Raw genomic sequence first — 24,780 nt, forward strand, 5'->3', positions numbered from 1 at the left:
TGGACTAGTCAAAATGCGGTGATAAGAGCGGGATTGTAACTAATCCACGCCCTTTTTTATAGCGATTAGTGACGCTAAAGTGGCCAGATATTGTCGATTATAATCTGCAAACTACGGTTGCCGCGAAACTCATTAATATCCAGTTTGTAGGCAAGCTGAACTTCGCGCACGCCGTTGTCCGGCCAGCAGGTGGTATCGATGTTAAACGCAATGCCGTCCAGCAGCGGACCACCGCCTACGGGCTCGACCATTACCTTCAGATGACGCTCACCGACCAGACGCTGCTGGAGCAAACGGAAATGCCCGTCAAACAGCGGTTCCGGGAACATTTGTCCCCACGGTCCGGCATCGCGTAGCATTTGTGCGACCTCCATGGTCATCTCCGCTGCGCTCAGTGGGCCATCCGACACCACTTCACCTTGCAGTAAGGCGGGATCCAGCCACTCGGTAACCAGTTCGCCAAAACGCTGCTGGAAACGCTCAAACTGCGCCTCTTCAAGCGATAACCCCGCCGCCATGGCGTGACCGCCAAACTTGATGATCATGCCCGGATGAAGGGTGTCCAGGCGCTCCAGCGCATCACGCATGTGCAGCCCCTGAATCGAACGCCCGGAGCCTTTGAGAGTACCATCACCTGCCGGGGCAAACGCTATCACCGGACGATGGAATCGCTCTTTAATGCGCGATGCCAGAATCCCCACAACGCCCTGATGCCACTCGGGATGATACATTGCCAGGCCGCCCGGAAGCGTATCGCTACTGCGTTCCAGCTTTTCACACAGGGTCAGCGCTTCTGCCTGCATACCCTGCTCAATTTCTTTGCGCGTCTGGTTGAGTGCGTCCAGCTCATTGGCCAGCACGCGCGCTTCACCAATGTTGTCGCACAGCAACAGCGCTACGCCAACGGACATATCGTCCAGACGCCCCGCCGCATTCAGCCGTGGCCCGAGGGCAAAACCTAAATCACTGGCTGCCAGCTTTAGGGGGTCGCGATTGGAAATCTCCAGCAGAGCTTTAATACCAGGGCGGCATTTTCCAGCACGGATACGGCTTAAGCCTTGCCACGTCAGAATGCGGTTATTGGCATCCAGCGGTACCACGTCCGCCACCGTGCCAAGCGCAACCAGATCGAGCAAATCCGCCAGGTTCGGCGGTGCAATGCCTCGCTCATCAAACCAGCCTTTGTCACGCAGGAAAGTGCGCAGCGCCAGCATCAGATAGAAGGCTACACCAACGCCTGCCAGCGATTTCGACGGGAACTCACAGTCGTGCAGGTTAGGATTGATGATCGCCTCCGCGCCCGGCAGCGTATCCCCTGGCAGGTGGTGATCGGTCACAACGACCGGGATCCCCAACGTTCTGGCATGTTCGACACCCGCGTGAGACGAGATGCCGTTGTCTACGGTGACAATCAGCTGAGCACCACGGGCATGGGCCTGATCAACGACTTCCGGGCTTAAACCATAACCGTCCTCAAAACGATTTGGCACCAGGTAGTCAACGTTACTACAGCCCAACGCGCGCATCGCCAGGATGCTTAGCGCCGTGCTGGTCGCGCCATCGGCATCGAAATCGCCAACAACGATGATGCGAGTTCCCGCACGAAAGGCGTTGTAGAGGATCTCAACCGCCTTTTCGACACCGTTTAAATGCTGCCAAGGCAGCATTCCTTTGACGCTACGCTCAAGTTCCTGCGCGCTACGTACACCGCGACTGGCGTATAAACGGCGCAGCAGCGGCGGTAAGTCGGCAGGTAGCTCGGCTGTCTCGTCGGCTTCACGCCGACGAAGTTGTATCTGTTGTTTCACGCGAATTATTTACCGCTGGTCTGTTTTGCATGTGCGTCGAGGAATTCTTTCATCTCTTTCGGGCCCTGATAACCAGGTACGACATAGCCATTGCTCAGCACAATCGCCGGTGTACCGCTGACGCCAAACTGTACGCCCAGCGCATAGTGGTTAGCGATATCCACATCACAGGTCGCCGCTTTCACACCCTTGCCAGTCATCGCGTCGTCAAAGGCTTTGTTTTTGTCCTTAGCACACCAGATAGACTTCATGTCTTGCTCAGCCTGGCTGTCCAGCCCCTGACGTGGGAAGGCCAGATAACGTACGGTGATCCCCAACGCATTGTAATCTTTCATCTCTTCATGCAGCTTGTGGCAGTAACCACAAGTGATGTCGGTGAAAACGGTAATGACGTGTTTTTCCTGCGGCGCTTTGTAGATGATCATCTCTTTTTCCAGCGCGTTCAGATGCTTCATCAGCAGTTGGTTGGTGACATTCACCGGACTTGCGCCGCTCACGTCGTACATCGGTCCCTGGATAATATGTTTACCGTCTTCAGTTACGTACAGCACGCCGCTATTGGTCAGTACGGTTTTCATGCCCGCAACCGGAGCAGGTTGAATCTCGGTGCTCTGCACACCCAGCTTTGCTAATGACTGACGAATTGCCGCGTCGTCTGCATGTACCATGCCGGAAAACGCCGTCGCCAGAAGGGTGAACATCATAAAACGTTTTTTCATAGCCTATCCTATCCTGTCAGCACTCACGCTCGCGGGTGATGCTGTTGATGTAGTTGCCGCAAGCGCTCCGTTGCGACATGAGTATAAATCTGCGTTGTCGAGAGATCGCTATGCCCCAGTAGCATCTGCACCACGCGCAGGTCTGCTCCATGGTTGAGCAGATGCGTGGCAAACGCGTGCCGCAGGACGTGCGGTGACAGCTTTTCGCTGTCGATTCCCGCCAACACAGCATAGTGTTTGATACGATGCCAGAAGGTCTGACGGGTCATCTGTTGCGCCCGCTGACTAGGAAACAGCACATCAATCGATACGCCGTTGAGCAACCATGGACGCCCATGCTCCAGGTAAGTTTCCAGCCAGTACACAGCCTCCTCACCCAACGGGACAAGGCGCTCTTTGTTACCTTTACCGATCACCCGTACCACACCCTGACGCAGGCTGACGTCACTCATCGTCAGTCCTACCAGTTCAGACACGCGCAGGCCTGTTGCATACAGCACTTCCAGCATGGCTTTGTCGCGTAGCTCCAGCGGTTGCTCAATAAGCGGCGCTTGTAGCAGCCGCTCAACCTGCGCTTCGCTGAGATCTTTAGGCAGGCGCTGCGGAAGTTTAGGTGATGCAAGCGAGGCGCTGGGGTCATCTTCGCGATATTTTTCGCGGTACAGATGCTGAAAAAAACGTCGCGTCGCACTGAGCAAACGTGCGGAACTGGTGGCTTTATACCCTCCATCCATCCGCTCAGCCAGCAAGGCTTGCAGATCATCACTTTGCGCGGTCGCAAGCGAAGCGCCGCGGTGATGTAACCATTCCACAAGCATGGTCAGATCGCGACGATACGCACTTAATGTGTTTTCCGCCAGATTTCGTTCCAGCCACAGGGCATCAAGAAACTGCTCGATGCGCGCCAGATCCTGTTCCACTCGCGCCCCTTATTCCACTCTCATTTTTGATGCATTATGCCTCATTGTGCCGAGAATGCGGCGATTCTGTTACACTACCCGCAACGCTACAGCAGAATTGAGATGTTTACGTCATGAACATGGGTCTTTTTTACGGTTCCAGCACCTGCTACACCGAAATGGCAGCAGAAAAAATCCGCGATATCCTGGGTCCCGAACTGGTGACACTGCACAACCTCAAAGACGATTCTCCGACCCTAATGGAGCAATATGACGTGCTCATTTTGGGCATCCCAACCTGGGATTTCGGTGAAATTCAGGAGGACTGGGAAGCGGTCTGGGAGCAACTGGACGACCTCAACCTGGAAGGCAAGATTGTCGCACTTTACGGTATGGGCGATCAGTTGGGATACGGCGAATGGTTCCTGGATGCGTTGGGTATGCTGCACGATAAACTGATCACCAAAGGTGTAAAGTTTGTCGGCTACTGGCCCACCGAAGGCTACGAATTCACCAGCGATAAACCCGTCATTGCTGATGGACAACTGTTTGTTGGCCTGGCGCTGGATGAGACAAACCAGTACGATCTCAGCGATGAACGCATTCAGGCCTGGTGCGAGCAAATTCTTGGGGAAATGGCCGAGCACTGGTCCTGATAACCGATTTGCCGGATGACGGCGTAAATGCGTTATCCGGCCTGCATGACGCACCTAACTGTAGGCCTTCAAGCTGCGCGCCATCAGGCATGTGTCATGCGTTACCCTTGCTTCGCCTTTTGCAGCATCAACCGCCGTAAATCCCGCCACTCTGCATCATCCATACTGTCTGCTGCCAGCCACAAATGTTGACGTTTTCCGGCATCAGATCGCAAACGCAGCATCATGCCTGTTTTAACCATCCAGGGGGCGTTAACGATAGACCACTCTTGCCCTTGCCAGCGCAGACGGCCATCCATCAATAGCCGAATCTCACCCTGACAGGCGTTGATTCGACGCTGACTGCGAACGCTATCGAACACCACCAGAGAGAGCAAAACCAGCCATAATGGGGTGTAGCTCAATGGCCAGGGCATCAATAAAATAAACACCGCGACCAGCCCATGAATTAGCAGTGAAAGCCACTGCGCGCGCCATGATACGCGTAAATCAGATTGCCACTGGACCACGTTCCCGATTCCGTGTCTGGATAAGTCGCACCATCTGTTCCAGCTGCTCATCAGCTGGTTTCCCATGATTCATCAACCAGTTAAATAAATCTGGATCATCACATTCTAGCAGACGGATGAAGATACGTTTTTCTTCGTCACTTAAGCTGTCATATTCATGTTCAAAAAACGGCATGATCGAGATGTCCAGCTCGCGCATACCGCGGCGGCATGCCCAATGAATACGTGCTTTGTTGTTAATATCCATGTTCTTCTCCCTGTCTCGCGAAAACGAAGTATCCCGCTATTGTAACGTGTTTTTCCCGCTCTTTTTACGGGAATATCAGTAAACTGAAGCTCGCTCGCTAAATAAAACCTTATTAAGCCAAAGGATTCACCAATTTTGGATGTCTCCTCGCAAAGCACAATATATGGCACAAATAGCCTGTTTAAACCGCTTGCAATGGGCCATAGCTCTTTTACCATTAGTCATCATCACTGCGTTAAGCAAATCAGGACATTATTATGGCTTTTACATCTTTTCCTCCTCGCCAGCCTTTTGCGTCAACGCGTTTACCTCTGACGCTAATGACGCTCGATGACTGGGCGCTCGCCACCATCACCGGTGTCGACAGTGAGAAGTATATTCAGGGTCAGGTCACGGCGGATGTCAGCCAGATGACCGAGCATCAGCACCTGTTGGCTGCACATTGTGACGCCAAAGGTAAAATGTGGAGCAACCTGCGTCTGTTCCGCCGGGGTGACGGTTTTGCATGGCTTGAGCGCCGTAGCCTGCGTGATGCGCAGCTCACTGAGCTGAAAAAATACGCGGTCTTCTCGAAGGTGGCGATCGCCCCAGACGACGAGCGCGTCCTGTTGGGCGTAGCGGGATTCCAGGCACGTGCAGCGCTGGCCAATATCTTCAGCGAATTACCGAACAGTGATAAGCAGGTCATTACCGAAGGTGCCTCCACGGTATTGTGGTTCGAACACCCTGCCGAACGTTTTCTGCTGATCGTTGATGCCACCACCGCAGAAACCTTGGTTGAAAAGCTGCGTGGCGAAGCTGAGTTAAATAACAGCCAGCAGTGGCTGGCGCTGGATATCGAAGCGGGTATCCCCGTGATTGATACAGCCAACAGTGCACAGTTTATTCCACAGGCTACCAATCTGCAGGCTCTGGGCGGGATCAGCTTTAAAAAAGGCTGCTACACCGGTCAGGAAATGGTGGCTCGTGCAAAATTCCGCGGAGCCAACAAACGCGCCATGTGGACTTTGGCGGGTGCCGCCGGTCGAGTACCGGAAGCTGGCGAAGACCTTGAATTAAAAATGGGCGAGAACTGGCGTCGTACTGGTACCGTACTTGCTGCAGTACAACTGGCCGATGGTCAGGTACTGGTGCAGGTTGTGATGAATAACGACATGGAGGCCGACAGCGTGTTCCGCGTCCGTGACGACGCAAAAACGCTGCGTATCGTACCGCTGCCATATTCGTTAGACGAAGAGTAATTGGTAGGCCTGATAAGCGCAGCGCCATTAGGCAATTCGGCACAGGCCGCCGGATTGCGGCATTGCCTCGTCCGGCCAACAAAATACAGCCCGGGCGAGGCGTTTACGCCGCCCCCGGGGTTGCACTGAATCTATGCGTGTTGCCCCACGTACAGATAGATCGCCAGGAAGTGGCAAACGCTGCCGCCCAGCACAAAACCGTGCCAGATCGCATGGTTATAAGGAATACGCTTACAGACGTAGAAAATTACGCCCAGCGAATACACCACACCGCCAACAGCCAGCAACGTCACGCCTCCCGTCGCCAACTTCACCGCCAGTTGATACACCACAATCAGCGAAAGCCAGCCCATTGTCAGGTAAGTCACCAGCGACAGAATTTTAAACCGGTGTGCGATGGTCAGTTTGAATAAAATACCGATCAGCGCCAGGCTCCAGATAACAATCATAAGTCCACGTGCCAGCGGCGAATCAAGCCCCACCAGCAGAAATGGCGTGTAGGTCCCGGCAATCAGCAGATAAATCGCACAGTGGTCGAACTTTTTCAGCCAGACTTTCGCTCTCTGATGGGGGATCGCGTGATACAAGGTTGAGGCGAGGAACAGCAGGATCATGCTGCCGCCGTACAGGCTATAGCTGGTAATCGCCATAGCGCTGGCATTGGTATCCACTGCCTGAACCAGCAACAACACCAGTCCGACAATCCCAAACACCAGCCCGATACCGTGACTGATGCTGTTGGCTATTTCCTCTGCCAGCGAATATCCCTGCGCGATTAATGGCTTCTGAACCATAACTTACTCCCGAGAAACGAACCCTATCGTGATTGCTCCTCTAGCGTAACTGAGAATGGTTCCAGTGAACACCTGTTAGCTAAAATAATTACCAGATAAATATTTACCATTAAAAATCATGGTGTTAGTTTTTAAATTTCAGCTAACATGCGTACCATTAAAATCAAAGACATTTAAAATCAATCACATAAAATTGCGTCTGATCCGGGTAAATCTCGGCAATGACATGTTTAAGTTCTTCAAGCGTCATATTTTCCTGCTGGGCATGTTTATCCGTCAGCGTATCCAGCGTGACGGTTGAGGTGCCAACAACCTCAATCGTGCAGAAGTAACCGTCATCTTCGAAGCGCCCAACCCGTAAAATGTCCCCGGCTTTGAAGTGTGATTCAGACTCGTCACGAATAGTGATGGTCTTGCGTCCGGCCAGAATGTCATCCTGGAAACGCTGAAAAAAAGTGATGTCATTTGGCTGCATGTTATTATTCCCTGTAGATGAAGTCTGATGAGTGAGTTTTGCCATTGTGAGTATGTTCTCCCACGCTGCCATCGCCAGTCTCAACAATCTTGAGATGCTGGTCTACAACTATGTCATCAAAAACCGTGACAAAGTCATGTACATGACCATTCGCGAACTGGCCGATGCCGTGGGTGTTTCCACTACCACCGTACTGCGCTTTTGCCGCAAGCTTAAGTGTGAAGGTTACTCAGAATTTCGCGTGCGCTTCAAATTATATTTAGAGCAGAATGAACCGCAACAGGCTAATTTCGGTGCCAGCGAAATTATCAGCTTCTTTAAAGGCGTTAATAATGATGAGTTCGATAACCTGCTCGATCAGGCTGTTGATATTATATTATCTTCCGAACGTATTATATTCGTCGGAGCGGGAACATCCGGAGCCTTAGCCAAATATGGCGCACGTTTTTTCTCAAACGTTGGAAAATTCAGTAATCACATTGATGATCCTTATTTCCCGGTAACGAATGACATGGCCAGAAACGCGCTGGCGATCGTGCTTTCCGTTTCCGGTGAAACAGAAGAGATCCTGCGTTTTGCCAGCCAGTTCAGCCTGCATAACTGTAGGGTCCTGTCTGTCACCAGTCATGAACATTCGCGGCTGGCCAAATTGGCTGACTTTAATCTCTCCTGGCACGTTCCACAGACGCGCATTGCCGGGGTATACGATATAACCACACAGATCCCTGTTATTTATATTCTGGAGTCACTCGGCCGCAAGCTGGCGAAAAGAATAGCGTAAAAAAACAATCTGTTTTTTGGATGTAACAAATCACATTAGCGCTATTTTGTTATATCGTGACATTTATCTTTCCTTTGTTAGACTCAAAATCAGATGGTATTAATTTGAGACTGAGCGCAGATGAAAAAACTTACCTTACCAAAAGATTTTTTATGGGGTGGCGCGGTTGCGGCGCACCAGGTTGAAGGCGGCTGGAACAAAGGTGGCAAAGGCCCCAGTATTTGCGATGTACTGACCGGTGGTGCGCACGGCGTTCCGCGAGAAATCACTCAGGAAGTTGTGCCCGGTAAGTACTACCCCAACCACGAAGCCGTCGATTTTTACGGTCATTACAAAGAAGACATTAAGCTGTTTGCCGAGATGGGCTTCAAATGCTTCCGTACCTCAATCGCCTGGACGCGTATCTTCCCCAAAGGGGATGAAAGCCAGCCGAATGAAGAAGGGCTAAAGTTCTACGACGACATGTTCGATGAACTGCTGAAGTACAACATCGAACCGGTCATCACCCTTTCCCACTTTGAAATGCCGCTGCACCTGGTTCAACAATACGGTAGCTGGACCAATCGTAAAGTCGTCGATTTCTTTGTCCGATTTGCTGAAGTCGTTTTTGAGCGCTACAAGCACAAGGTCAAATACTGGATGACCTTTAACGAGATCAACAACCAGCGCAACTGGCGCGCACCGCTGTTTGGTTATTGCTGCTCCGGCGTGGTGTATACCGAGCATGAAAACCCGGAAGAAACCATGTACCAGGTGCTGCATCACCAGTTCGTGGCCAGCGCTCTGGCAGTGAAAGCCGCACGCCGCATCAACCCGGAAATGAAAGTCGGCTGCATGCTGGCGATGGTGCCGCTGTACCCGTTCTCCTGTAAGCCTGAAGATGTGATGTTCGCGCAGGAATCGATGCGTGAGCGCTACGTTTTCACCGACGTTCAACTGCGCGGCTACTATCCATCATATGTACTGAACGAGTGGGAACGCCGCGAATTCAACATCCGAATGGAAGCCGGAGATGAGCAAATCCTGCGTGAAGGCACCTGTGACTATCTCGGATTCAGTTACTACATGACCAACGCGGTAAAAGCGGAAGGCGGCAGCGGCGATGCCATTTCTGGTTTTGAGGGCAGCGTACCGAACCCGCACGTAAAAGCGTCCGACTGGGGTTGGCAGATTGATCCGGTCGGTCTGCGTTACGCCTTATGTGAACTGTATGAGCGCTATCAGAAACCGCTATTTATCGTAGAAAACGGATTTGGTGCCTACGACAGAGTGGAAGAAGACGGCAGCATCAACGACGACTATCGCATCGACTATTTGCGCGCCCACGTTGAAGAGATGATGAAAGCGGTAACGTATGATGGCGTAGACCTGATGGGCTACACGCCGTGGGGCTGCATCGACTGTGTCTCGTTCACCACCGGTCAGTACAGCAAGCGCTACGGCTTTATCTACGTGAACAAACACGACGACGGCACCGGCGATATGTCGCGTTCACGCAAGAAAAGTTTTAACTGGTACAAAGCGGTGATTGCCAGCAACGGCGAGAAACTTTGATTTTTTGCCGGATGGCGGCGTAAACGCCTTATACAGCCTACAGATTAAATTCCCGTAGGCCGGATAAGCGTAGCGCCATCCGGCGATTAAATCCTACTTCCCGCCAGCCAGTTCCAGAAAACTGCCCGTTACGTACGACGCCTTCTCGCTCAGCAGCCAGGTAATCGCCTGCGCGACCTCCTCCGGTTGTCCGCCGCGCTGCATAGGCAACATCGATTTCACGCGATCGACCCTTCCCGGCTCGCCGCCTGAAGCGTGCATTTCAGTGTAGATAAGACCAGGTCGCACGCAGTTTACGCGGATCCCTTGCGCTGCAACCTCCAGCGCAAGGCCGGTGGTGAGCGTGTCCACAGCGCCTTTTGAGGCCGCGTAATCAACATATTCGAATGGCGCACCAAGCCGCGATGCCGCCGAAGAGACATTCACAATCGCCCCGCCTGGCCCTCCGTGTTTGAACGACATGCGCTTTACCGCTTCCCGACAACACAAAAAATAGCCGGTAACATTGGTCGCCAGCACGCGGTTAATTCTTTCGGCGGTTAGGCTTTCCACCGTGCTCTGTTCAAACAAAATCCCGGCATTATTCACTAACGCAGTCAGTGGTTCACCTTCACGGTCAATAGATTCAAACATTGCCACAACCTGGCTTTCATCGCTGATATCAGCCCGTAGAGCAAACGCCTTTCCCCCGGCAGCGACAATAGTATTCACCACCTCCGTTGCCGCACGGATATTGTGATGAAAGTTAACCGCAACCGTGTAACCCTCTTGCGCTAACTGCAGCGCGGTTGCCCGCCCGATGCCGCGACTGCCGCCAGTAACCAGTGCGATTCCCATGGATACCTCCAGATATGAAAAAGCCGGGAGGCGACTTCGCCTTACCCGGCCTACAAAAGCTTTACTGCGCGGAAAAGTTACTGATATTCGCTCATCGGTACGCAGGAGCAGAACAGGTTACGGTCACCGTAAACATCATCAAGGCGTTTCACGGTCGGCCAGTATTTGTTCGCCACACCAGCCGGGAAGACGGCGATTTCGCGGCTATAACCGTGATTCCACTCCGCGACCAGCTCGTTTTGCGTGTGCGGTGAGTTAACCAGCGGGTTATCTTCCAGTGACCATTCACCGGCTTTCACGCGATCGATTTCAGCGCGGATTGCCAGCATCGCATTGATAAAGCGATCAAGTTCCACTTTGCTTTCAGATTCAGTCGGTTCAACCATCAGGGTACCCGCGACCGGGAATGACATGGTCGGCGCATGGAAACCGTAATCGATCAGACGCTTGGCAATATCCAGTTCGCTGATGCCGGTCTCTTCTTTCAGTGGGCGAATGTCGAGAATGCATTCATGCGCCACGCGACCGTCGCGACCGGTATACAGCACCGGATAAGCATCTTTCAGACGGCTGGCAATGTAGTTAGCGTTAAGGATAGCCACCTGGCTTGCCTGCTTCAGACCTTCTGCACCCATCATACGGATATACATCCAGCTGATTGGCAGAATGGATGCACTACCGAACGGCGCCGCTGAAACTGCGCCCTGACGGGTGAGCATTCCTTCAATCTGCACTACGCTGTGACCCGGTACAAACGGTGCCAGATGTGATTTGACGCCAATCGGTCCCATACCTGGGCCGCCGCCGCCGTGCGGAATGCAGAATGTTTTATGCAGGTTGAGGTGCGAGACATCTGCGCCGATAAAGCCCGGCGTGGTGATCCCAACCTGAGCGTTCATGTTCGCACCATCAAGGTAAACCTGGCCGCCAAACTGGTGTACAACGTCGCACACTTCACGGATCGTTTCTTCATACACGCCGTGAGTAGACGGATAGGTCACCATGATGCAGGAGAGATTTGCAGCATGTTGTTCTGCTTTTGCTCGCAGATCGTCCAGGTCGATGTTGCCGTTCTTATCACAAGCGACAACCACAACCTGCATCCCCGCCATCTGTGCGGATGCCGGGTTAGTGCCGTGGGCAGAAGCCGGGATCAGACAGATATCGCGATGGCCTTCGTTACGGCTTTCGTGATAGTGACGAATCGCCAGCAGACCCGCATACTCGCCCTGCGCGCCGGAGTTCGGCTGCATGCAGACGGCGTCATAACCGGTCAGTTTTACCAGCCACTCGGAAAGCTGGCCGATCATCTGGTGATAACCTTCTGCCTGCTCTGGCGGGCAGAACGGGTGAAGTTCAGCGAATTCCGGCCAGGTGATAGGGATCATCTCGGCGGCAGCGTTCAGCTTCATGGTGCAAGAACCCAGCGGGATCATTGCCTGGTTCAGCGCCAGATCTTTGCGCTCCAGCGAGTGCATGTAGCGCATCATCTCGGTTTCGCTGTGATAGCGATTAAACACCGGATGGCTGAGGATCGCATCGTCACGCAGCATGCTGTCCTGAATGGAACGGCTGTCGAGCGCCACATCTTTATCCAGCGTATCGATATTCAAACCGTGGTTGTCGCCCAGCAGAACATTGAACAACTGCACCACGTTTTCACGGGTGGTGGTTTCATCGAGCGTAATACCTACCGCGTTATGGATATCGCTACGCAGGTTGATTTCTGCCGCTTCGGCACGCGCCAGAACAGCCGCTTTGTCGGCCACTTCAACACACAGAGTGTCGAAGTAGTGCGCATGGCGCAGCTTCAGCCCTTTCTGCTGCAGACCGGCCGCCAGAATATCAGTCAGGCGGTGGATGCGATTAGCGATACGTTTCAGGCCAACCGGACCATGATAAACGGCATACAGGCTGGCGATGTTGGCCAGCAGAACCTGCGAGGTACAAATGTTGGAGTTCGCTTTCTCACGGCGGATATGCTGCTCGCGAGTCTGCATCGCCATGCGCAGTGCGGTATTGCCCGCCGCATCTTTCGATACGCCGATAATACGGCCTGGCATGGAGCGTTTGAATTCGTCTTTAGCGGCGAAGAATGCCGCGTGTGGGCCGCCGTAACCCATCGGTACGCCGAAGCGTTGCGCAGAGCCGAAAACAATATCCGCGCCCTGTTTGCCCGGTGCAGTCAGCAGTACCAGCGCCATAAAGTCGGCAGCGACACTGACCACAACTTTACGGGATTTCAGCTCGGCAATCAGTTTGCTGTAGTCATGCACTTCACCGGTGGTGCCAACCTGCTGCAACAGCACGCCAAACACATCCTGGTGATCCAGTGCTTTCGCCGCGTCATCAACAATGACATCAAAGCCAAAGGTTTCTGCACGGGTGCGAACCACGTCCAGCGTTTGCGGGTGAACATCAGCCGCCACAAAGAAACGGTTGGCATTTTTCAGTTTGCTGACACGTTTGGCCATCGCCATGGCTTCAGCAGCCGCAGTGGCTTCATCCAGCAGAGAAGCAGAAGCCATATCCAGGCCCGTCAGGTCCAGCGTGACCTGTTGGAAGTTCAGCAGAGCTTCCAGTCGTCCCTGGGATACTTCCGGCTGATACGGCGTATATGCGGTGTACCAACCTGGGTTTTCCAGCATGTTACGCAGAATAACCGGTGGCAACTGCACGGCGGTGTAGCCCATGCCAATGTAGGACGTGAAGCGCTTGTTACGCCCGGCGATGGCTTTTAATTCAGCCAGCGCAGCGTATTCGGTCGCCGCCTCGCCCACCTGTGGCGGGGTTGCGAGCTGAATGTCTTTCGGCACAATCTGGCCGATCAGCGCGTTTAACGACTCGGCGCCAACCGCATTCAGCATCTCTTGCTGCTGCGCGGCGTCCGGTCCGATGTGGCGTTCAATGAAAGCGCCGCTGTTTTCAAGCTGGCTTAACGTCTGTGTCATGGGCGATGGTTCCTGAAACGTGCAGTGAATCGTGATTGTCTCTAACTCAATTGCCCGGTGGCGCTGACGCTTACCGGGCCTACATAAAACCGTAGGCCGGATAAACGCAGTGCCATCCGGCACAATCTTATTCGTCTTCCAGTAATGCCTCGTACGCAGTGGCATCCAACAGCGATTCAATTTCGCTTTCATCGCTGGCTTTGATTTTGAAAATCCAGCCGCCCGCATACGGTTCGCTGTTGACCAGTTCCGGGGAGTCGCTGAGCGCATCGTTAACCGCAACAATCTCACCGCCTACTGGCGCATAGATATCGGATGCCGCTTTTACGGACTCCGCAACGGCGCAATCATCGCCCGCGCTGACGGTGGCGCCAACTTCTGGCAGGTCAACGAAAACCATGTCACCTAACAGCTCCTGAGCGTGTTCGGTGATACCAACGGTGTAAGAGCCGTCAGCTTCTTTGCGCAGCCATTCGTGTTCTTTGCTGTATTTCAGTTCTGCAGGTACGTTGCTCATCAATCAATCTCCAAAAAAGGATGAATTACGCGACGGCTTTGCCGTTACGCACAAAAACAGGTTTAGTCACTTTTACCGGCATTTCACGGTTACGGATCTGTACGATCGCAGTCTCACCGATACCCGCAGGCACGCGCGCCAACGCGATGCTGTAACCCAGGGTTGGGGAGAATGTGCCACTGGTGATAATGCCTTCATGCTGGTTGCCAGAAGCATCGGTGAAACGCACCGGCAGTTCATTACGCAGCACGCCCTTCTCAGTCATCACCAGCCCGACCAGCTGTTCGTGGCCTTTTTCGCGCTGCATTTCCAGTGCTTCACGACCAATAAAGTCGCGGTCGGCAGGTTCCCACGCAATGGTCCAACCCATATTGGCTTCCAGCGGAGAAATCCCTTCGTCCATCTCCTGACCATACAGGTTCATACCCGCTTCCAGACGCAGGGTGTCGCGCGCGCCGAGACCACAAGGTTTGACGCCTGCTTGTACCAGCGCACGCCAGAAATCAGCCGCTTTTTCATTCGGCATGGCGATTTCATAGCCTGCTTCGCCGGTATAACCGGTGGTTGCGATAAACAAATCACCCGCCTGAACGCCAAAGAACGGCTTCATACCTTCTACCGCATGGCGCTGTTCGTCAGTAAACAACGTGGCTGCTTTTTCCTGCGCGTTTGGCCCCTGCACCGCAATCAGCGACAGGTCGTCACGAACGGTGATGTCGATGGCGTAAGGTTCAGCGTGTTGGGTAATCCAGGATAGGTCTTTTTCGCGGGTGGCGGAGTTTACAACGAGGCGGAAGAAATCTTCAGTGAAGTAGTAGACAATCAGGTCATCTATCACGCCGCCCGAAGCGTTGAGCATCCCGGAGTAGAGGGCTTTACCCGTCTTCGTTAGCTTCGCGACGTCGTTTGCCAGCAGATAACGCAAGAACTCCCGGGTGCGGCTACCGCGCAGGTCGACGATGGTCATATGCGACACATCAAACATTCCGGCGTCGGTGCGAACAGCATGGTGTTCATCGAGCTGAGAACCGTAATGCAGTGGCATCATCCAGCCATGGAAATCGACCATGCGCGCGCCACATAGCGTGTGTTGTTCGTACAAAGGAGTCTGTTGAGCCATCTTTTCCTCGTTGAATAAGCGGGGCTACCAACTCTTTCGCGGTGAAATTTTCGCCACGAAACCCAGCACCGCAGCCGCTCCAGGGGCTACGACGCAAACGTTCTCTTTGTCCTGAACTTACCACCGAAACAGACGCTAAACCATAAGTCAAAATTAACCATCACATTAGCTTATGGCGAAAAACAGCCAGATCGCCAACAGAATAAAACTCCATACATATAGCAATAAATCAGAACAACAAACAAAGATAAGCGCAAAATTACAGCACCAATCCACATTAAATGTGGAAAAAATGTAAAAAATGGCGTTATGAAAAAAACGTAATATTAGAAAAACTAATGCGAAAAAAGGCGTGGAATTAGATTATTTCAAATGAGAGAAGCACCCCGGCGCGAAGGCCGGGAGAGGAAAGTGTGACGGGTCTCAAACTCTTAAGATTGTCCTTATGGACACTAACGTAACCACTCGGGAAGATCGTTCAGTCCCATCGCCTGACGGATGAGTTGTGGTTTTACGCCCGGGAGGGTATCGGCCAGTTTCAGCCCAATATCGCGTAGCAGTTTTTTCGCCGGATTCTCGCCTGCAAACAGTTCACGGAAACCCTGCATCCCCGCCAGCATCAGCGCTGCGCTGTGCTTACGGCTGCGCTCGTAGCGGCGTAAATAGAGATACTGCCCAATATCTTTGCCCTGACGCTGTAGCCGCTTAAGTTCATCGATCAGCTCTGCCGCATCCATAAAGCCCAGGTTAACCCCCTGACCCGCCAGCGGGTGGATAGTATGCGCCGCATCCCCCACCAGCGCCAGACGATGGGCCGCGAACTGGCGAGCATAACGTCCCGTCAGCGGAAACGCCTGACGTTCGCTTTCAAGGCTGCACAGCCCCAGACGATTATCAAAGGCGATATTCAGCGCCTGATTAAACTCGTCAACGCTTGCCTGCTGCATACGTTCTGCTTCCTGCGGCGAGAGCGACCAGACAATAGAACACAGGTGTGGATCGCTGAGTGGCAGGAATGCCAGGATCCCCTCACCATGAAACGCCTGACGCGCAACCGCACCGTGAGCTTCCTGCGTGCGGATAGTCGCCACCAGCGCATGATGACGGTAGTCCCAGAAGGTGAGCGGAATGTCCGCTTTATTGCGCAGCCAGGAATTAGCACCATCGGCACCGACGACCAGACGCGCCGTCAGCATTGCGCCATCTTTGAGGCTCAGAAATGCCTCGTTCTCGCCCCAGGCCACCTGCTGTATTTCAGCTGGCGCCATCAGCGTAATATCCGCTGAACGCTGCGCCTTTTGCCACAGCGCATAATGGATTTCTGAGTTTTCAACGATGTGGCCCAAATGGCTGTAACCCATGCTCTGGTCATCAAATTCAATGCGTCCAAAGCTGTCTTTGTCCCAGACTTCCATGCCGTGGTAGCAGCAAGCGCGACGGGCAACAATATCGGACCAGACGCCAAGACGGGTAAGCAGTTTTTCGCTGGCTGCATTAATGGCCGAAACGCGAAGCTGAGGAGGTGCATCCGCCGCCAACGGCTGCGGAACATGTTGTTCTAATACAGCAACGCGCAACCCACTGCCCTGCAGGCCGCAGGCAACCGCCAGCCCCACCATGCCGCCACCAACAATTGCTACATCAACACTTTGCACTGTTTGTACCTCGAAACCTGTAATCCGTAGGCCTGATAAGCGCAGCGCCATCAGGCATTTTTGCGGGGACCCTTGCCGGATGTCGGCGTTGCCTTATCCAGCCTACAGGTCATATTTATCGTGCAACCCAACCCAGGGTCCGCTCCGCCAGCGCATCGCGCGCAGGGGTGAATAATTCCATCGCCATCAACCCGACATTGCGCCCAACAACCAGCGGGGCCCAGTGATTGGCAAACAAATACACTAAATTGTTGGTCACACCAATCGTCGTCTCGCGATCGCGCTCGCGGCGCTGCTGATAACGTGCCAGCACCGCATAATCACCCACATCTTCCGCGCCGTTTTGCGCCTGCGTCAACGTCTCAGCAAGGCTCATTACATCGCGCAGGCCAAGGTTGAAACCTTGCCCGGCAATGGGGTGCAGCGTCTGGGCGGCGTTCCCTACCAGCACGGTACGATGGGTAATCGCTTTCAGCGCCGTAGTTAACGAAAGCGGATAAGCGCTGCGTTTACCAGCCTGGGTAATACGTCCCAGTCGCCAGCCAAAAGCGGTTTGCAGTTCACGGCAAAACTGTTCGTCGGACAAGGCCATGATCTCATCACGCTGCTCCAGCGGATGGCACCACACCAGCGAGCAGCGACCGTCAGACATTGGCAGCATTGCCAGCGGGCCATATTGCGTGAAGCGTTCAAACGCTCGCCCATCGTGCGGTACAGAGGTCGTGACGTTGGCAATCACCGCCAGTTGCTCATAAGGCTGTTGCAGCCAGTCAACACCGCAGGCAGTCGCCAGTGCGGAACGCGTGCCGTCAGCAGCCACCAGCAGGCGACCGGTAATCATCTCGCCATTCTCCAGCGTCACTTCAACGCGCTCCTGCGTGCGCGACACGCTGGCTACGCGGTCGGGGCAGTGCAATGTGACGCCAGGTGCTTTGCGCAGCAGCGCAAACAGACGCAGCCCGACGTCGTGCAGTTCTACCACCTGGCCCAGAGCCGGAATACGGTATTCCTGCGCATCCAGCGTCACAAATCCGGCATGGCCGCGATCGCTGACGTGAACCGTTTTAATGGCCGTTGCGCAATCGGCAATCGCCTGCCATACACCAATTCGCGCCAGCTGTTGGCAGGTTCCTGCCGCCAGCGCGATCGCCCGGGCGTCAAACCCAGGATGACGGTCAGTTTCAGGTTCGCTCGCTTCTATCAGATGAACTGGCAGCGTCCCATGACTGAGCTGGGAAATGGCCAGCGCCAGCGTCGCACCGACCATACCACCACCAATGATAATCACGCTCATTGCAGTCGCGCCGCAGCCATTAAGGCTTCAATGTCATCAGCTTTCTTCACTACGCTGGCGGTCAGGTTTTCATTGCCGTCCTCGGTGATGAGGATGTCATCCTCAATACGAATGCCGATACCACGATAAGCCGGCGGTACATCGGCGTCCGGCGCGATATACAGTCCCGGTTCGACGGTGAGTACCATTCCCGGCTCAAGAATACGTGAGCGGTCCTGACCATAAACGCCGACGTCGTGCACATCCAGACCCAGCCAGTGACTTAGGCCATGCATAAAGAATGGGCGGTGAGCATTTTCGGTAATCAACTGATCGACATCACCGTGCAGAATGCCAAGCTTCACCAGGCCCGTAATCATGATGCGCACCACTTCGCCAGTGACTTCCTGAATGGACGTTCCGGGACGATAAAGACGCAGGCTGGTCTCTAAGGATTCCAGTACGATATCGTAGATTTCACGCTGTGCTGGGGTAAATTTACCGTTTATCGGGAAGGTACGCGTAATGTCACCCGCATAGCCTTTGTATTCACAGCCAGCGTCAATCAGCACCAAATCGCCATCGCGCATTTCACTTTCATTTTCGGTGTAATGCAGGATACAGCCGTTTTCACCGCTGCCGACAATCGTGTTATAGGACGGATAACGCGCGCCATGACGGGTAAATTCATGGTGAATCTCCCCTTCTAACTGGTATTCAAACATTCCCGGACGGCATTTTTCCATCGCGCGGGTATGCGCCAGTGCGGTGATTTCTCCGGCACGACGCATGACCGCAATTTCTTCCGGTGATTTAAACAGGCGCATTTCATGCACCATCGGACGCCAGTCGATAATCGCGGCAGGCGCGTGCAGATTTTGTCTGGAGCCTTTGCGCAGTTTATCCAGCGCCGTGCACACAATCTCGTCGGCCCAGGCATACTCGCCCTGAGCGTGGTATACCGCGTCCAGACCATTGAGCAGCAAATACAGCTGTTGATTGATTTCACTGAAGGCCAGCGCCCGGTCAACGCCAAGTTTTTCCGGGGCAGCATCCTGGCCCAGACGGCGGCCAAACCAGATTTCCGCTGTCAGATCGCGAACCCGATTGAACAAAACGCTGTGGTTATGAGTGTCATCACTTTTAATCAGCACCAGCACGGCTTCAGGTTCGTTAAAACCGGTGAAGTACCAGAAATCACTGCTTTGGCGGTAGGGGTATTCACTGTCCGCGCTACGCGTCGCTTCCGGTGCGGCAAAAATCAGCGCGGCGCTGCCGGGCTGCATTTGTGCCAGTAAAGCCTGGCGACGACGCTGGAATTCTTGCTGAGATATCTCGCTCATCACACTCTCCTTTGCGTTTCGTTCTTAGTGCAGAGTCGGTTTACGGACTTCCGGCGCGGTCGGCTGCTGACGCGTAAACGTGTCATGGCACAGCAAGGCGGCTACGCGCACGTATTCGATGATCTCTTCGAGCGACATTTCCAGCTCTTCCTGATCTTCGTCTTCGTCATATCCCAATTGAGCGATATTGCGCAGGTCGTCAATCGCTTCCCCGGTTTCGCCGGTCACTTTGTCGAGCTTCGGCTGCGTGACGCCAAGGCCCAGTAAAAAGTGGTTTACCCATCCCGCCAGTGCATCGGCGCGATCGAACACGCTGACGTCATCCCCTTCAGGCAGATAAAGCTGAAAAAGGAAGCCATCGTCTTCGAGGGCATCACTGGTGGCTGAGTGCATTTTCAGCAGCGCCTGAGCCAGCTCGTGACCAAAGGCCAGACCTTCGTTCGTCAGGTCGTGCAGCAGCGGCTGCCATGAGCTGTCGTTGTTTCCGCCGCAAATCATTCCGCTTATCAAGCCGTGCATTTCGGCCGGGGTTAATCCAGCCCCTTGTTGGTTCAAAAACTGGCTAACTTCGTTGTAACCAGGCATTTCGTTCTGTATAGACATAAGCATTCGTCATCAAAGGGAGGAATATTCATGGTATGCTACCACTTTGGACCCTGGTGGACCAGAAAAGGGCTTGTATCTTGATACCAGGGTAGCTATAGTGTCGCCCCTTCGCGGACCCACGGTCTGGAGACGAAGGCAGCGCAGTCAATCAGCAGGAAGGTGGCATGTCTGCACAACCCGTCGATATCCAAATATTTGGCCGTTCACTGCGAGTGAATTGCCCGCCTGAACAAAGGGATGCGTTGAATCAGGCTGCGGACGATCTCAATCAGCGATTGCAAGATCTGAAAGTTCGCACTAGAGTCACAAATACTGAGCAGTTGGTTTTCATCGCCGCGTTGAACATCAGCTATGAATTAACTCAGGAAAAAGCGAAGACGCGTGAGTACGCGGCGAGCATGGAACAACGTATTCGGATGCTACAACAGACCATCGAACAGGCGTTGCTTGATCAGGGTCGCATAACCGAAAAAACGGGCCAAAACTTTGAATAACACTTTTCGGTTTACTGTGGTAGAGTGACCGTGAAGACAAAATTTCTCTGAGATGTTTGCAAGCGGGCCAGTCCCCTGAGCCGATATTTCATACCACAAGAATGTGGCGCTCCACGGTTGGTGAGCATGCTCGGCCCGTCCGAGAAGCCTTAAAACTGTGACGACGCATTCACCTTGAACCAAGGGTTCAAGGGTTACAGCCTGCGGCGGCATCTCGGAGATTCCCTTCTACCTGGCAACAGCCATGACATTACTTTCTGAACTCCCTTTATCCCGGCAAGAAATCCGTCAACTAATTCGGCAGCGTCGTCGCGCGCTTACTTCCGAACAGCAACGACAATACGGTCAGCAAGCCGCGACCCGAATGCTCAGTTATCCCCCTGTTGTACTCGCTCATACCGTGGCGGTATTCCTCTCGTTCGATGGCGAACTCGATACCCAGCCGCTAATAGATCAGCTGTGGCGAGCGGGCAAGCGCGTCTATCTTCCGGTTCTTCATCCCTTCAGCCCTGGCAACCTGCTGTTCCTGCATTATCATCCGCACAGCGACCTGGTAACCAATCGCTTAAAGATCCAGGAACCACGACTTGATGTACGTGACGTATTGCCGCTCTCACAGCTGGATGTACTGATTACGCCGTTAGTGGCGTTTGATGAGGTCGGGCAACGCCTGGGTATGGGCGGCGGATTTTACGATCGGACGCTTCAAAACTGGCAGCAGCATAAGATCCAGCCCGTAGGCTACGCGCACGATTGTCAGCGAGTGGAAAAGCTGCCTGTCGAAGAATGGGATATCCCGCTGCCTGCGGTGGTGACGCCGTCCAAAATCTGGGAGTGGTAGCCGTTTTTTGCCGATTGCGGCAAGGCTCGAAAACAGAATGTATGCGTTACAGGAAGAGATTTTGAGGCCGGGAAATCAGAGGAAAGATGGGCAGGTCAACCGCCTGCCCATGTAGAGGAAATCAGTACAGCAGACGAGCACGAATGGTTCCCGGAAGGGCTTTCATCGCCAGCAGCGCTTTCTCTGCCACATCTTCATCCGCTTCAATATCAATAACCACGTAACCTACCTGTGCGGAAGTCTGCAGATACTGCGCGGCAATGTTGACGCCCTGCTCGGCAAAAATCTGGTTCAGCGCAGTCAGTACGCCCGGACGGTTTTCGTGAATGTGCATCAGACGACGGCCGCCGTGCAGCGGCAGCGAAACTTCCGGGAAGTTAACAGCAGACAGCGTAGAGCCGTTGTCGGAATACTTGGTCAGTTTCCCAGCCACTTCCAGACCGATGTTTTCCTGTGCTTCCAGCGTTGAACCACCAATGTGCGGCGTCAGGATCACGTTGTCGAAATCACACAGCGGCGAAGTGAAAGGATCGCTGTTGGTTGCCGGCTCGGTTGGGAATACGTCGATTGCTGCCCCTGCCAGGTGCTTGGTCGCTAACGCGTCGCACAGCGCAGGAATATCAACAACTGTACCGCGTGCGGCGTTAATCAGCAGCGCTCCTGGTTTCATCAACGCAATCTCACGCGCGCCCATCAGATTTTTGGTGGAGGCATTTTCCGGTACGTGCAAACTGACCACGTCGCTCATATTGAGCAGGTCGGAAAGATGCTGCACCTGCGTGGCGTTGCCGAGCGGGAGTTTATTTTCAATATCATAGAAATAGACGTGCATCCCCAGCGATTCCGCCAGAATGCCCAACTGAGTACCAATGTGGCCGTAGCCGATGATCCCCAGTTTTTTGCCACGTGCTTCAAACGAGCCGGTAGCCAGTTTATTCCACACGCCGCGGTGTGCTTTGGCGTTTGCTTCGGGTACGCCGCGTAGCAGCAGCAGCAGTTCGCCAATCACCAGTTCCGCAACGGAACGTGTGTTAGAGAATGGTGCGTTAAACACGGGGATACCGCGCTTTGCCGCAGCGCTGAGATCAACCTGGTTGGTGCCGATACAGAAGCAGCCAATCGCGACCAGTTTCTCTGCGGCGTCAATCACATCTTCAGTCAGATGGGTACGGGATCGCAGGCCAATGAAGTGGGCATCACGGATGGACTCTTTCAGTTGTTCAGTGTCCAGAGCGCCTTTATGAAACTCGATGTTGGTATAACCTGCTGCACGAAGGCTTTCGAGCGCTTTTTGATGCACGCCTTCAACCAGCAGAAATTTAATCTTATCTTTCTCCAGTGATACCTTTGCCATTTCCCCGACCCTGTCTTTTTTTGTTCAAACTGATGTGTTGTGTGTGGGATTTTCATCCGTCTCTTCAACATATCAAAAAATAATATTGCGGCAATATGAACGTTTGCGTCGCCGTGCTGAAGAAATGTCATTCAGAGAGAAATGTCAGAGGAAAATACTGGCGATAACTTTTTCTTTGGAGAGATCGGCAGGACAATATTATAAACGTGACACAAGTCACCAAATTTGCCCTGCCAAAATTTTTTTAACGGGAGAAGACACTCCCGTCAGATCATTTTACGATAGTTTTCACGCCGTCTGGCGTACCGATCAGCGCAACATCCGCACCACGGTTGGCAAACAGACCGACGGTTACCACGCCCGGAATTGCATTGATGGCGTTTTCCATCGCGATGGCATCGAGGATCTCCAGACCGTGTACATCAAGGATCACGTTACCATTGTCCGTCACTACGCCCTGACGGTATTCAGGACGACCGCCCAGCTTCACCAACTGGCGAGCCACAGCGCTGCGCGCCATTGGGATCACTTCAACCGGCAGCGGGAAGTTACCGAGAATATCGACTTCTTTGGACGCGTCGGCAATGCAGATAAATTTCTTCGCCACGGAAGCAATAATTTTTTCACGGGTCAACGCTGCGCCGCCGCCCTTGATCATCTGCATGTGGCCGTTGATTTCATCCGCGCCGTCAACGTATACGCCGAGGCTGTCCACTTCGTTAAGATCGAACACGTGGATACCGAGGCTTTTGAGTTTTTCGGTTGAAGCGTCCGAACTGGATACCGCACCTTCAATCTGACCTTTCATTGTGCCCAGCGCATCAATAAAGTGTGCGGCTGTTGAACCTGTACCTACGCCCACAATGGTACCGGGCTGTACATACTGAAGTGCCGCCCATCCTACTGCTTTTTTCAGTTCATCCTGCGTCATGATCGTTTCGCCTGTGGTGTGAATATGGTGGGAAAATTCACGCGCATTATAGAACATTGTGCAGAAAAATGTTCCCACACCCGCTCGCAAGCGGCGGATTTCGTCTTTACCCAACCTAAATTTGTGTCATAGTGCAGAACAAGCAAAATTTTCAGGAGTGCGTCAAAGCAATGAAACGTCCGGACTACAGAACACTACAAGCACTGGATGCGGTTATTCGTGAACGAGGATTTGAGCGCGCGGCGCAAAAGCTGTGCATCACGCAATCCGCGGTTTCACAGCGCATAAAACAGCTTGAGAATATGTTCGGACAACCGCTGCTGGTGCGTACCGTACCACCACGCCCAACCGAACAGGGGCAGAAACTACTGGCGCTTTTGCGCCAGGTTGAACTGCTGGAAGACGAGTGGCTGGGTGATGAACAAACCGGCTCGACGCCGCTGCTGCTCTCACTGGCGGTGAACGCCGACAGTCTGGCGACCTGGTTGCTTCCGGCGCTAGCTCCGGTACTGGCAAATTCGCCGATTCGGCTGAACCTGCAGGTTGAGGATGAAACCCGAACTCAGGAACGTCTGCGTCGTGGTGAAGTGGTCGGTGCGGTGAGTATTCAACATCAGGCGCTGCCAAGCTGTCTGGTGGATAAACTCGGCGCGCTGGACTACCTGTTTGTTGGATCCAAACCTTTCGCCGAGCGTTATTTCCCTAACGGCGTCACCCGCTCTGCCCTGCTGAAAGCCCCGGCGGTAGCGTTTGACCATCTTGATGATATGCACCAGGCGTTCCTGCAACAAAACTTCGACCTGCCGCCAGGCAGCGTGCCGTGCCATATCGTTAACTCGTCTGAAGCCTTCGTTCAACTGGCGCGCCAGGGAACGACCTGCTGCATGATCCCCCACTTGCAGATTGAGAAAGAACTGGAAAGCGGTGAGCTTATCGACTTAACGCCAGGTCTGTTCCAGCGCCGGATGCTGTACTGGCACCGTTTTGCACCGGAAAGCCGCATGATGCGCAACGTCACCGATGCGCTGCTGGCCTATGGTCACAACGTACTGCGTCAGGATTAAACCGCTCATAACCTCTGAGTGCCGGATGGTGGCGTAACGCCCTATCCGGCCGACAAGCCTTTTACCCTCTTTTCATGCTATTCCCGCCACGTCTTTGAAATAAATCACAAA

The 24,780-nt window shown here is 53.6% G+C and carries 24 protein-coding genes and 1 other RNA gene; 8 read left to right on the forward strand and 17 right to left on the reverse strand.

The features are described 5' to 3' along the window. Positions 1–74 precede the first annotated feature (74 nt). From recJ to xerD, 3 genes are read right to left on the reverse strand one after another with little or no spacing between them, the layout of a single operon-like run. Positions 75–1,808 (reverse strand): single-stranded-DNA-specific exonuclease RecJ, encoded by a 1,734-nt coding sequence (recJ, locus tag OGX83_RS18935; protein ID WP_168978773.1) that lies wholly within the window; start codon positions 1,806–1,808, stop codon positions 75–77. A gap of 5 nt (positions 1,809–1,813) precedes the next feature. Further along, positions 1,814–2,527 carry a bifunctional protein-disulfide isomerase/oxidoreductase DsbC gene (dsbC, locus tag OGX83_RS18940; protein WP_003825520.1) on the reverse strand — a complete coding sequence of 238 codons (714 nt, stop codon included), beginning with the start codon at positions 2,525–2,527 and terminating at the stop codon, positions 1,814–1,816. Between the two features lie 23 nt (positions 2,528–2,550). Then, positions 2,551–3,447 (reverse strand): site-specific tyrosine recombinase XerD, encoded by an 897-nt coding sequence (gene xerD / locus OGX83_RS18945; RefSeq protein ID WP_003825519.1) that lies wholly within the window; start codon positions 3,445–3,447, stop codon positions 2,551–2,553. Positions 3,448–3,560: 113 nt separating this feature from the next. Between xerD and fldB the strand changes: the two genes are divergently transcribed. Beyond that, the gene (gene fldB / locus OGX83_RS18950; RefSeq protein WP_003026933.1) at positions 3,561–4,082 is read left to right on the forward strand and encodes a flavodoxin FldB; all 522 of its coding nucleotides are present in this window, start codon (positions 3,561–3,563) and stop codon (positions 4,080–4,082) included. 101 nt (positions 4,083–4,183) lie between these two features. On the opposite strand, the gene OGX83_RS18955 is transcribed toward fldB, so the two are convergent. Both OGX83_RS18955 and sdhE read right to left on the reverse strand, forming a co-directional pair. Further along, positions 4,184–4,591 (reverse strand): protein YgfX, encoded by a 408-nt coding sequence (locus OGX83_RS18955; protein ID WP_213752655.1) that lies wholly within the window; start codon positions 4,589–4,591, stop codon positions 4,184–4,186. Next, complete coding sequence (sdhE, locus tag OGX83_RS18960) at positions 4,572–4,838, reverse strand: FAD assembly factor SdhE (RefSeq protein ID WP_003825514.1); 267 nt, start codon at positions 4,836–4,838, stop codon at positions 4,572–4,574. The genes OGX83_RS18955 and sdhE overlap by 20 nt, the downstream gene beginning before the upstream one ends. Positions 4,839–5,095: 257 nt before the next feature. On the opposite strand from sdhE, the gene ygfZ reads away from it, so the two are divergent. Then, entirely contained in the window at positions 5,096–6,079 is a 984-nt protein-coding gene (gene ygfZ / locus OGX83_RS18965) for a tRNA-modifying protein YgfZ (protein ID WP_153752296.1), read from the forward strand. Positions 6,080–6,210: 131 nt separating this feature from the next. Here the strand turns inward: ygfZ and trhA are convergent, their stop codons facing one another. Then, positions 6,211–6,873, reverse strand: a complete 663-nt coding sequence (gene trhA / locus OGX83_RS18970; protein WP_060683277.1) for a PAQR family membrane homeostasis protein TrhA — start codon at positions 6,871–6,873, stop codon at positions 6,211–6,213. Between the two features lie 163 nt (positions 6,874–7,036). Beyond that, positions 7,037–7,348, reverse strand: coding sequence for a N(4)-acetylcytidine aminohydrolase (gene yqfB, locus OGX83_RS18975; RefSeq protein ID WP_048225466.1), 312 nt, complete (start codon positions 7,346–7,348; stop codon positions 7,037–7,039). A gap of 52 nt (positions 7,349–7,400) precedes the next feature. Between yqfB and OGX83_RS18980 the strand changes: the two genes are divergently transcribed. Together OGX83_RS18980 and bglA are read left to right on the forward strand one after the other, a co-directional pair. After that, on the forward strand, positions 7,401–8,129 hold the full coding sequence (locus OGX83_RS18980) for a MurR/RpiR family transcriptional regulator (RefSeq protein ID WP_071445579.1): 729 nt from the start codon (positions 7,401–7,403) through the stop codon (positions 8,127–8,129). 120 nt (positions 8,130–8,249) lie between these two features. Further along, positions 8,250–9,683 carry a 6-phospho-beta-glucosidase BglA gene (gene bglA / locus OGX83_RS18985; RefSeq protein ID WP_267445172.1) on the forward strand — a complete coding sequence of 478 codons (1,434 nt, stop codon included), beginning with the start codon at positions 8,250–8,252 and terminating at the stop codon, positions 9,681–9,683. A 93-nt stretch (positions 9,684–9,776) separates the two neighbouring features. Here bglA and OGX83_RS18990 read toward each other — a convergent pair whose 3' ends face one another. From OGX83_RS18990 to OGX83_RS19025, 8 genes are all read right to left on the reverse strand, one after another. Next, positions 9,777–10,520 carry an SDR family oxidoreductase gene (locus OGX83_RS18990; protein ID WP_149334914.1) on the reverse strand — a complete coding sequence of 248 codons (744 nt, stop codon included), beginning with the start codon at positions 10,518–10,520 and terminating at the stop codon, positions 9,777–9,779. A gap of 77 nt (positions 10,521–10,597) precedes the next feature. Beyond that, complete coding sequence (gene gcvP, locus OGX83_RS18995) at positions 10,598–13,471, reverse strand: aminomethyl-transferring glycine dehydrogenase (RefSeq protein ID WP_128611722.1); 2,874 nt, start codon at positions 13,469–13,471, stop codon at positions 10,598–10,600. 127 nt (positions 13,472–13,598) lie between these two features. After that, complete coding sequence (gcvH, locus tag OGX83_RS19000) at positions 13,599–13,988, reverse strand: glycine cleavage system protein GcvH (RefSeq protein ID WP_003026965.1); 390 nt, start codon at positions 13,986–13,988, stop codon at positions 13,599–13,601. A 25-nt stretch (positions 13,989–14,013) separates the two neighbouring features. Next, entirely contained in the window at positions 14,014–15,108 is a 1,095-nt protein-coding gene (gcvT, locus tag OGX83_RS19005; protein ID WP_048215585.1) for a glycine cleavage system aminomethyltransferase GcvT, read from the reverse strand. A 452-nt stretch (positions 15,109–15,560) separates the two neighbouring features. Further along, positions 15,561–16,763 carry an FAD-dependent 2-octaprenylphenol hydroxylase gene (ubiI, locus tag OGX83_RS19010; RefSeq protein WP_008785748.1) on the reverse strand — a complete coding sequence of 401 codons (1,203 nt, stop codon included), beginning with the start codon at positions 16,761–16,763 and terminating at the stop codon, positions 15,561–15,563. Positions 16,764–16,878: 115 nt separating this feature from the next. Next, positions 16,879–18,057: a 2-octaprenyl-6-methoxyphenyl hydroxylase gene (gene ubiH / locus OGX83_RS19015; protein WP_241176419.1), complete on the reverse strand. Its 1,179-nt coding sequence runs from the start codon at positions 18,055–18,057 to the stop codon at positions 16,879–16,881. After that, positions 18,054–19,379, reverse strand: coding sequence for a Xaa-Pro aminopeptidase (gene pepP, locus OGX83_RS19020; protein ID WP_286588898.1), 1,326 nt, complete (start codon positions 19,377–19,379; stop codon positions 18,054–18,056). Before pepP ends, ubiH begins: the two co-directional genes overlap by 4 nt. A gap of 24 nt (positions 19,380–19,403) precedes the next feature. Beyond that, positions 19,404–19,982 (reverse strand): YecA/YgfB family protein, encoded by a 579-nt coding sequence (locus tag OGX83_RS19025; RefSeq protein WP_003026978.1) that lies wholly within the window; start codon positions 19,980–19,982, stop codon positions 19,404–19,406. A 167-nt stretch (positions 19,983–20,149) separates the two neighbouring features. On the opposite strand from OGX83_RS19025, the gene zapA reads away from it, so the two are divergent. The 3 genes from zapA to OGX83_RS19040 all read left to right on the forward strand — a co-directional run bounded on the left by zapA (position 20,150) and on the right by OGX83_RS19040 (position 21,320). Next, a complete protein-coding gene (gene zapA, locus OGX83_RS19030) occupies positions 20,150–20,479 on the forward strand; it encodes a cell division protein ZapA (RefSeq protein ID WP_003026980.1) in 330 nt (109 codons plus the stop codon). A 41-nt stretch (positions 20,480–20,520) separates the two neighbouring features. Further along, a non-coding RNA gene (gene ssrS, locus OGX83_RS19035) (6S RNA) lies at positions 20,521–20,704 on the forward strand. Between the two features lie 19 nt (positions 20,705–20,723). Further along, positions 20,724–21,320, forward strand: coding sequence for a 5-formyltetrahydrofolate cyclo-ligase (locus OGX83_RS19040; protein ID WP_003825482.1), 597 nt, complete (start codon positions 20,724–20,726; stop codon positions 21,318–21,320). 121 nt (positions 21,321–21,441) lie between these two features. On the opposite strand, the gene serA is transcribed toward OGX83_RS19040, so the two are convergent. Continuing rightward, the gene (serA, locus tag OGX83_RS19045) at positions 21,442–22,674 is read right to left on the reverse strand and encodes a phosphoglycerate dehydrogenase (RefSeq protein WP_003825480.1); all 1,233 of its coding nucleotides are present in this window, start codon (positions 22,672–22,674) and stop codon (positions 21,442–21,444) included. A 271-nt stretch (positions 22,675–22,945) separates the two neighbouring features. Then, on the reverse strand, positions 22,946–23,605 hold the full coding sequence (gene rpiA, locus OGX83_RS19050) for a ribose-5-phosphate isomerase RpiA (RefSeq protein WP_003825479.1): 660 nt from the start codon (positions 23,603–23,605) through the stop codon (positions 22,946–22,948). Between the two features lie 170 nt (positions 23,606–23,775). On the opposite strand from rpiA, the gene argP reads away from it, so the two are divergent. After that, entirely contained in the window at positions 23,776–24,669 is an 894-nt protein-coding gene (argP, locus tag OGX83_RS19055; protein ID WP_003825477.1) for a DNA-binding transcriptional regulator ArgP, read from the forward strand. The last annotated feature ends 111 nt before the right edge of the window (positions 24,670–24,780 follow it).

The sequence above is a fragment of the Citrobacter sp. Cpo074 genome, assembly GCF_030332745.1.
In the GTDB taxonomy this organism is placed as follows: Bacteria; Pseudomonadota; Gammaproteobacteria; order Enterobacterales; family Enterobacteriaceae; genus Citrobacter; species Citrobacter portucalensis.

Excerpts from the sequence above, each read along its gene's own strand:
- dsbC (WP_003825520.1), bottom strand. The coding sequence starts at position 2,527 with ATGAAAAAACGTTTTATGATGTTCACCCTTCTGGCGACGGCGTTTTCC.
- fldB (WP_003026933.1), top strand. The coding sequence starts at position 3,561 with ATGAACATGGGTCTTTTTTACGGTTCCAGCACCTGCTACACCGAAATG.
- sdhE (WP_003825514.1), bottom strand. The coding sequence starts at position 4,838 with ATGGATATTAACAACAAAGCACGTATTCATTGGGCATGCCGCCGCGGT.
- ygfZ (WP_153752296.1), top strand. The coding sequence starts at position 5,096 with ATGGCTTTTACATCTTTTCCTCCTCGCCAGCCTTTTGCGTCAACGCGT.
- trhA (WP_060683277.1), bottom strand. The coding sequence starts at position 6,873 with ATGGTTCAGAAGCCATTAATCGCGCAGGGATATTCGCTGGCAGAGGAA.
- yqfB (WP_048225466.1), bottom strand. The coding sequence starts at position 7,348 with ATGCAGCCAAATGACATCACTTTTTTTCAGCGTTTCCAGGATGACATT.
- OGX83_RS18980 (WP_071445579.1), top strand. The coding sequence starts at position 7,401 with ATGTTCTCCCACGCTGCCATCGCCAGTCTCAACAATCTTGAGATGCTG.
- bglA (WP_267445172.1), top strand. The coding sequence starts at position 8,250 with ATGAAAAAACTTACCTTACCAAAAGATTTTTTATGGGGTGGCGCGGTT.
- OGX83_RS18990 (WP_149334914.1), bottom strand. The coding sequence starts at position 10,520 with ATGGGAATCGCACTGGTTACTGGCGGCAGTCGCGGCATCGGGCGGGCA.
- gcvP (WP_128611722.1), bottom strand. The coding sequence starts at position 13,471 with ATGACACAGACGTTAAGCCAGCTTGAAAACAGCGGCGCTTTCATTGAA.
- gcvH (WP_003026965.1), bottom strand. The coding sequence starts at position 13,988 with ATGAGCAACGTACCTGCAGAACTGAAATACAGCAAAGAACACGAATGG.
- gcvT (WP_048215585.1), bottom strand. The coding sequence starts at position 15,108 with ATGGCTCAACAGACTCCTTTGTACGAACAACACACGCTATGTGGCGCG.
- ubiH (WP_241176419.1), bottom strand. The coding sequence starts at position 18,057 with ATGAGCGTGATTATCATTGGTGGTGGTATGGTCGGTGCGACGCTGGCG.
- pepP (WP_286588898.1), bottom strand. The coding sequence starts at position 19,379 with ATGAGCGAGATATCTCAGCAAGAATTCCAGCGTCGTCGCCAGGCTTTA.
- OGX83_RS19025 (WP_003026978.1), bottom strand. The coding sequence starts at position 19,982 with ATGTCTATACAGAACGAAATGCCTGGTTACAACGAAGTTAGCCAGTTT.
- zapA (WP_003026980.1), top strand. The coding sequence starts at position 20,150 with ATGTCTGCACAACCCGTCGATATCCAAATATTTGGCCGTTCACTGCGA.
- OGX83_RS19040 (WP_003825482.1), top strand. The coding sequence starts at position 20,724 with ATGACATTACTTTCTGAACTCCCTTTATCCCGGCAAGAAATCCGTCAA.
- serA (WP_003825480.1), bottom strand. The coding sequence starts at position 22,674 with ATGGCAAAGGTATCACTGGAGAAAGATAAGATTAAATTTCTGCTGGTT.
- rpiA (WP_003825479.1), bottom strand. The coding sequence starts at position 23,605 with ATGACGCAGGATGAACTGAAAAAAGCAGTAGGATGGGCGGCACTTCAG.
- argP (WP_003825477.1), top strand. The coding sequence starts at position 23,776 with ATGAAACGTCCGGACTACAGAACACTACAAGCACTGGATGCGGTTATT.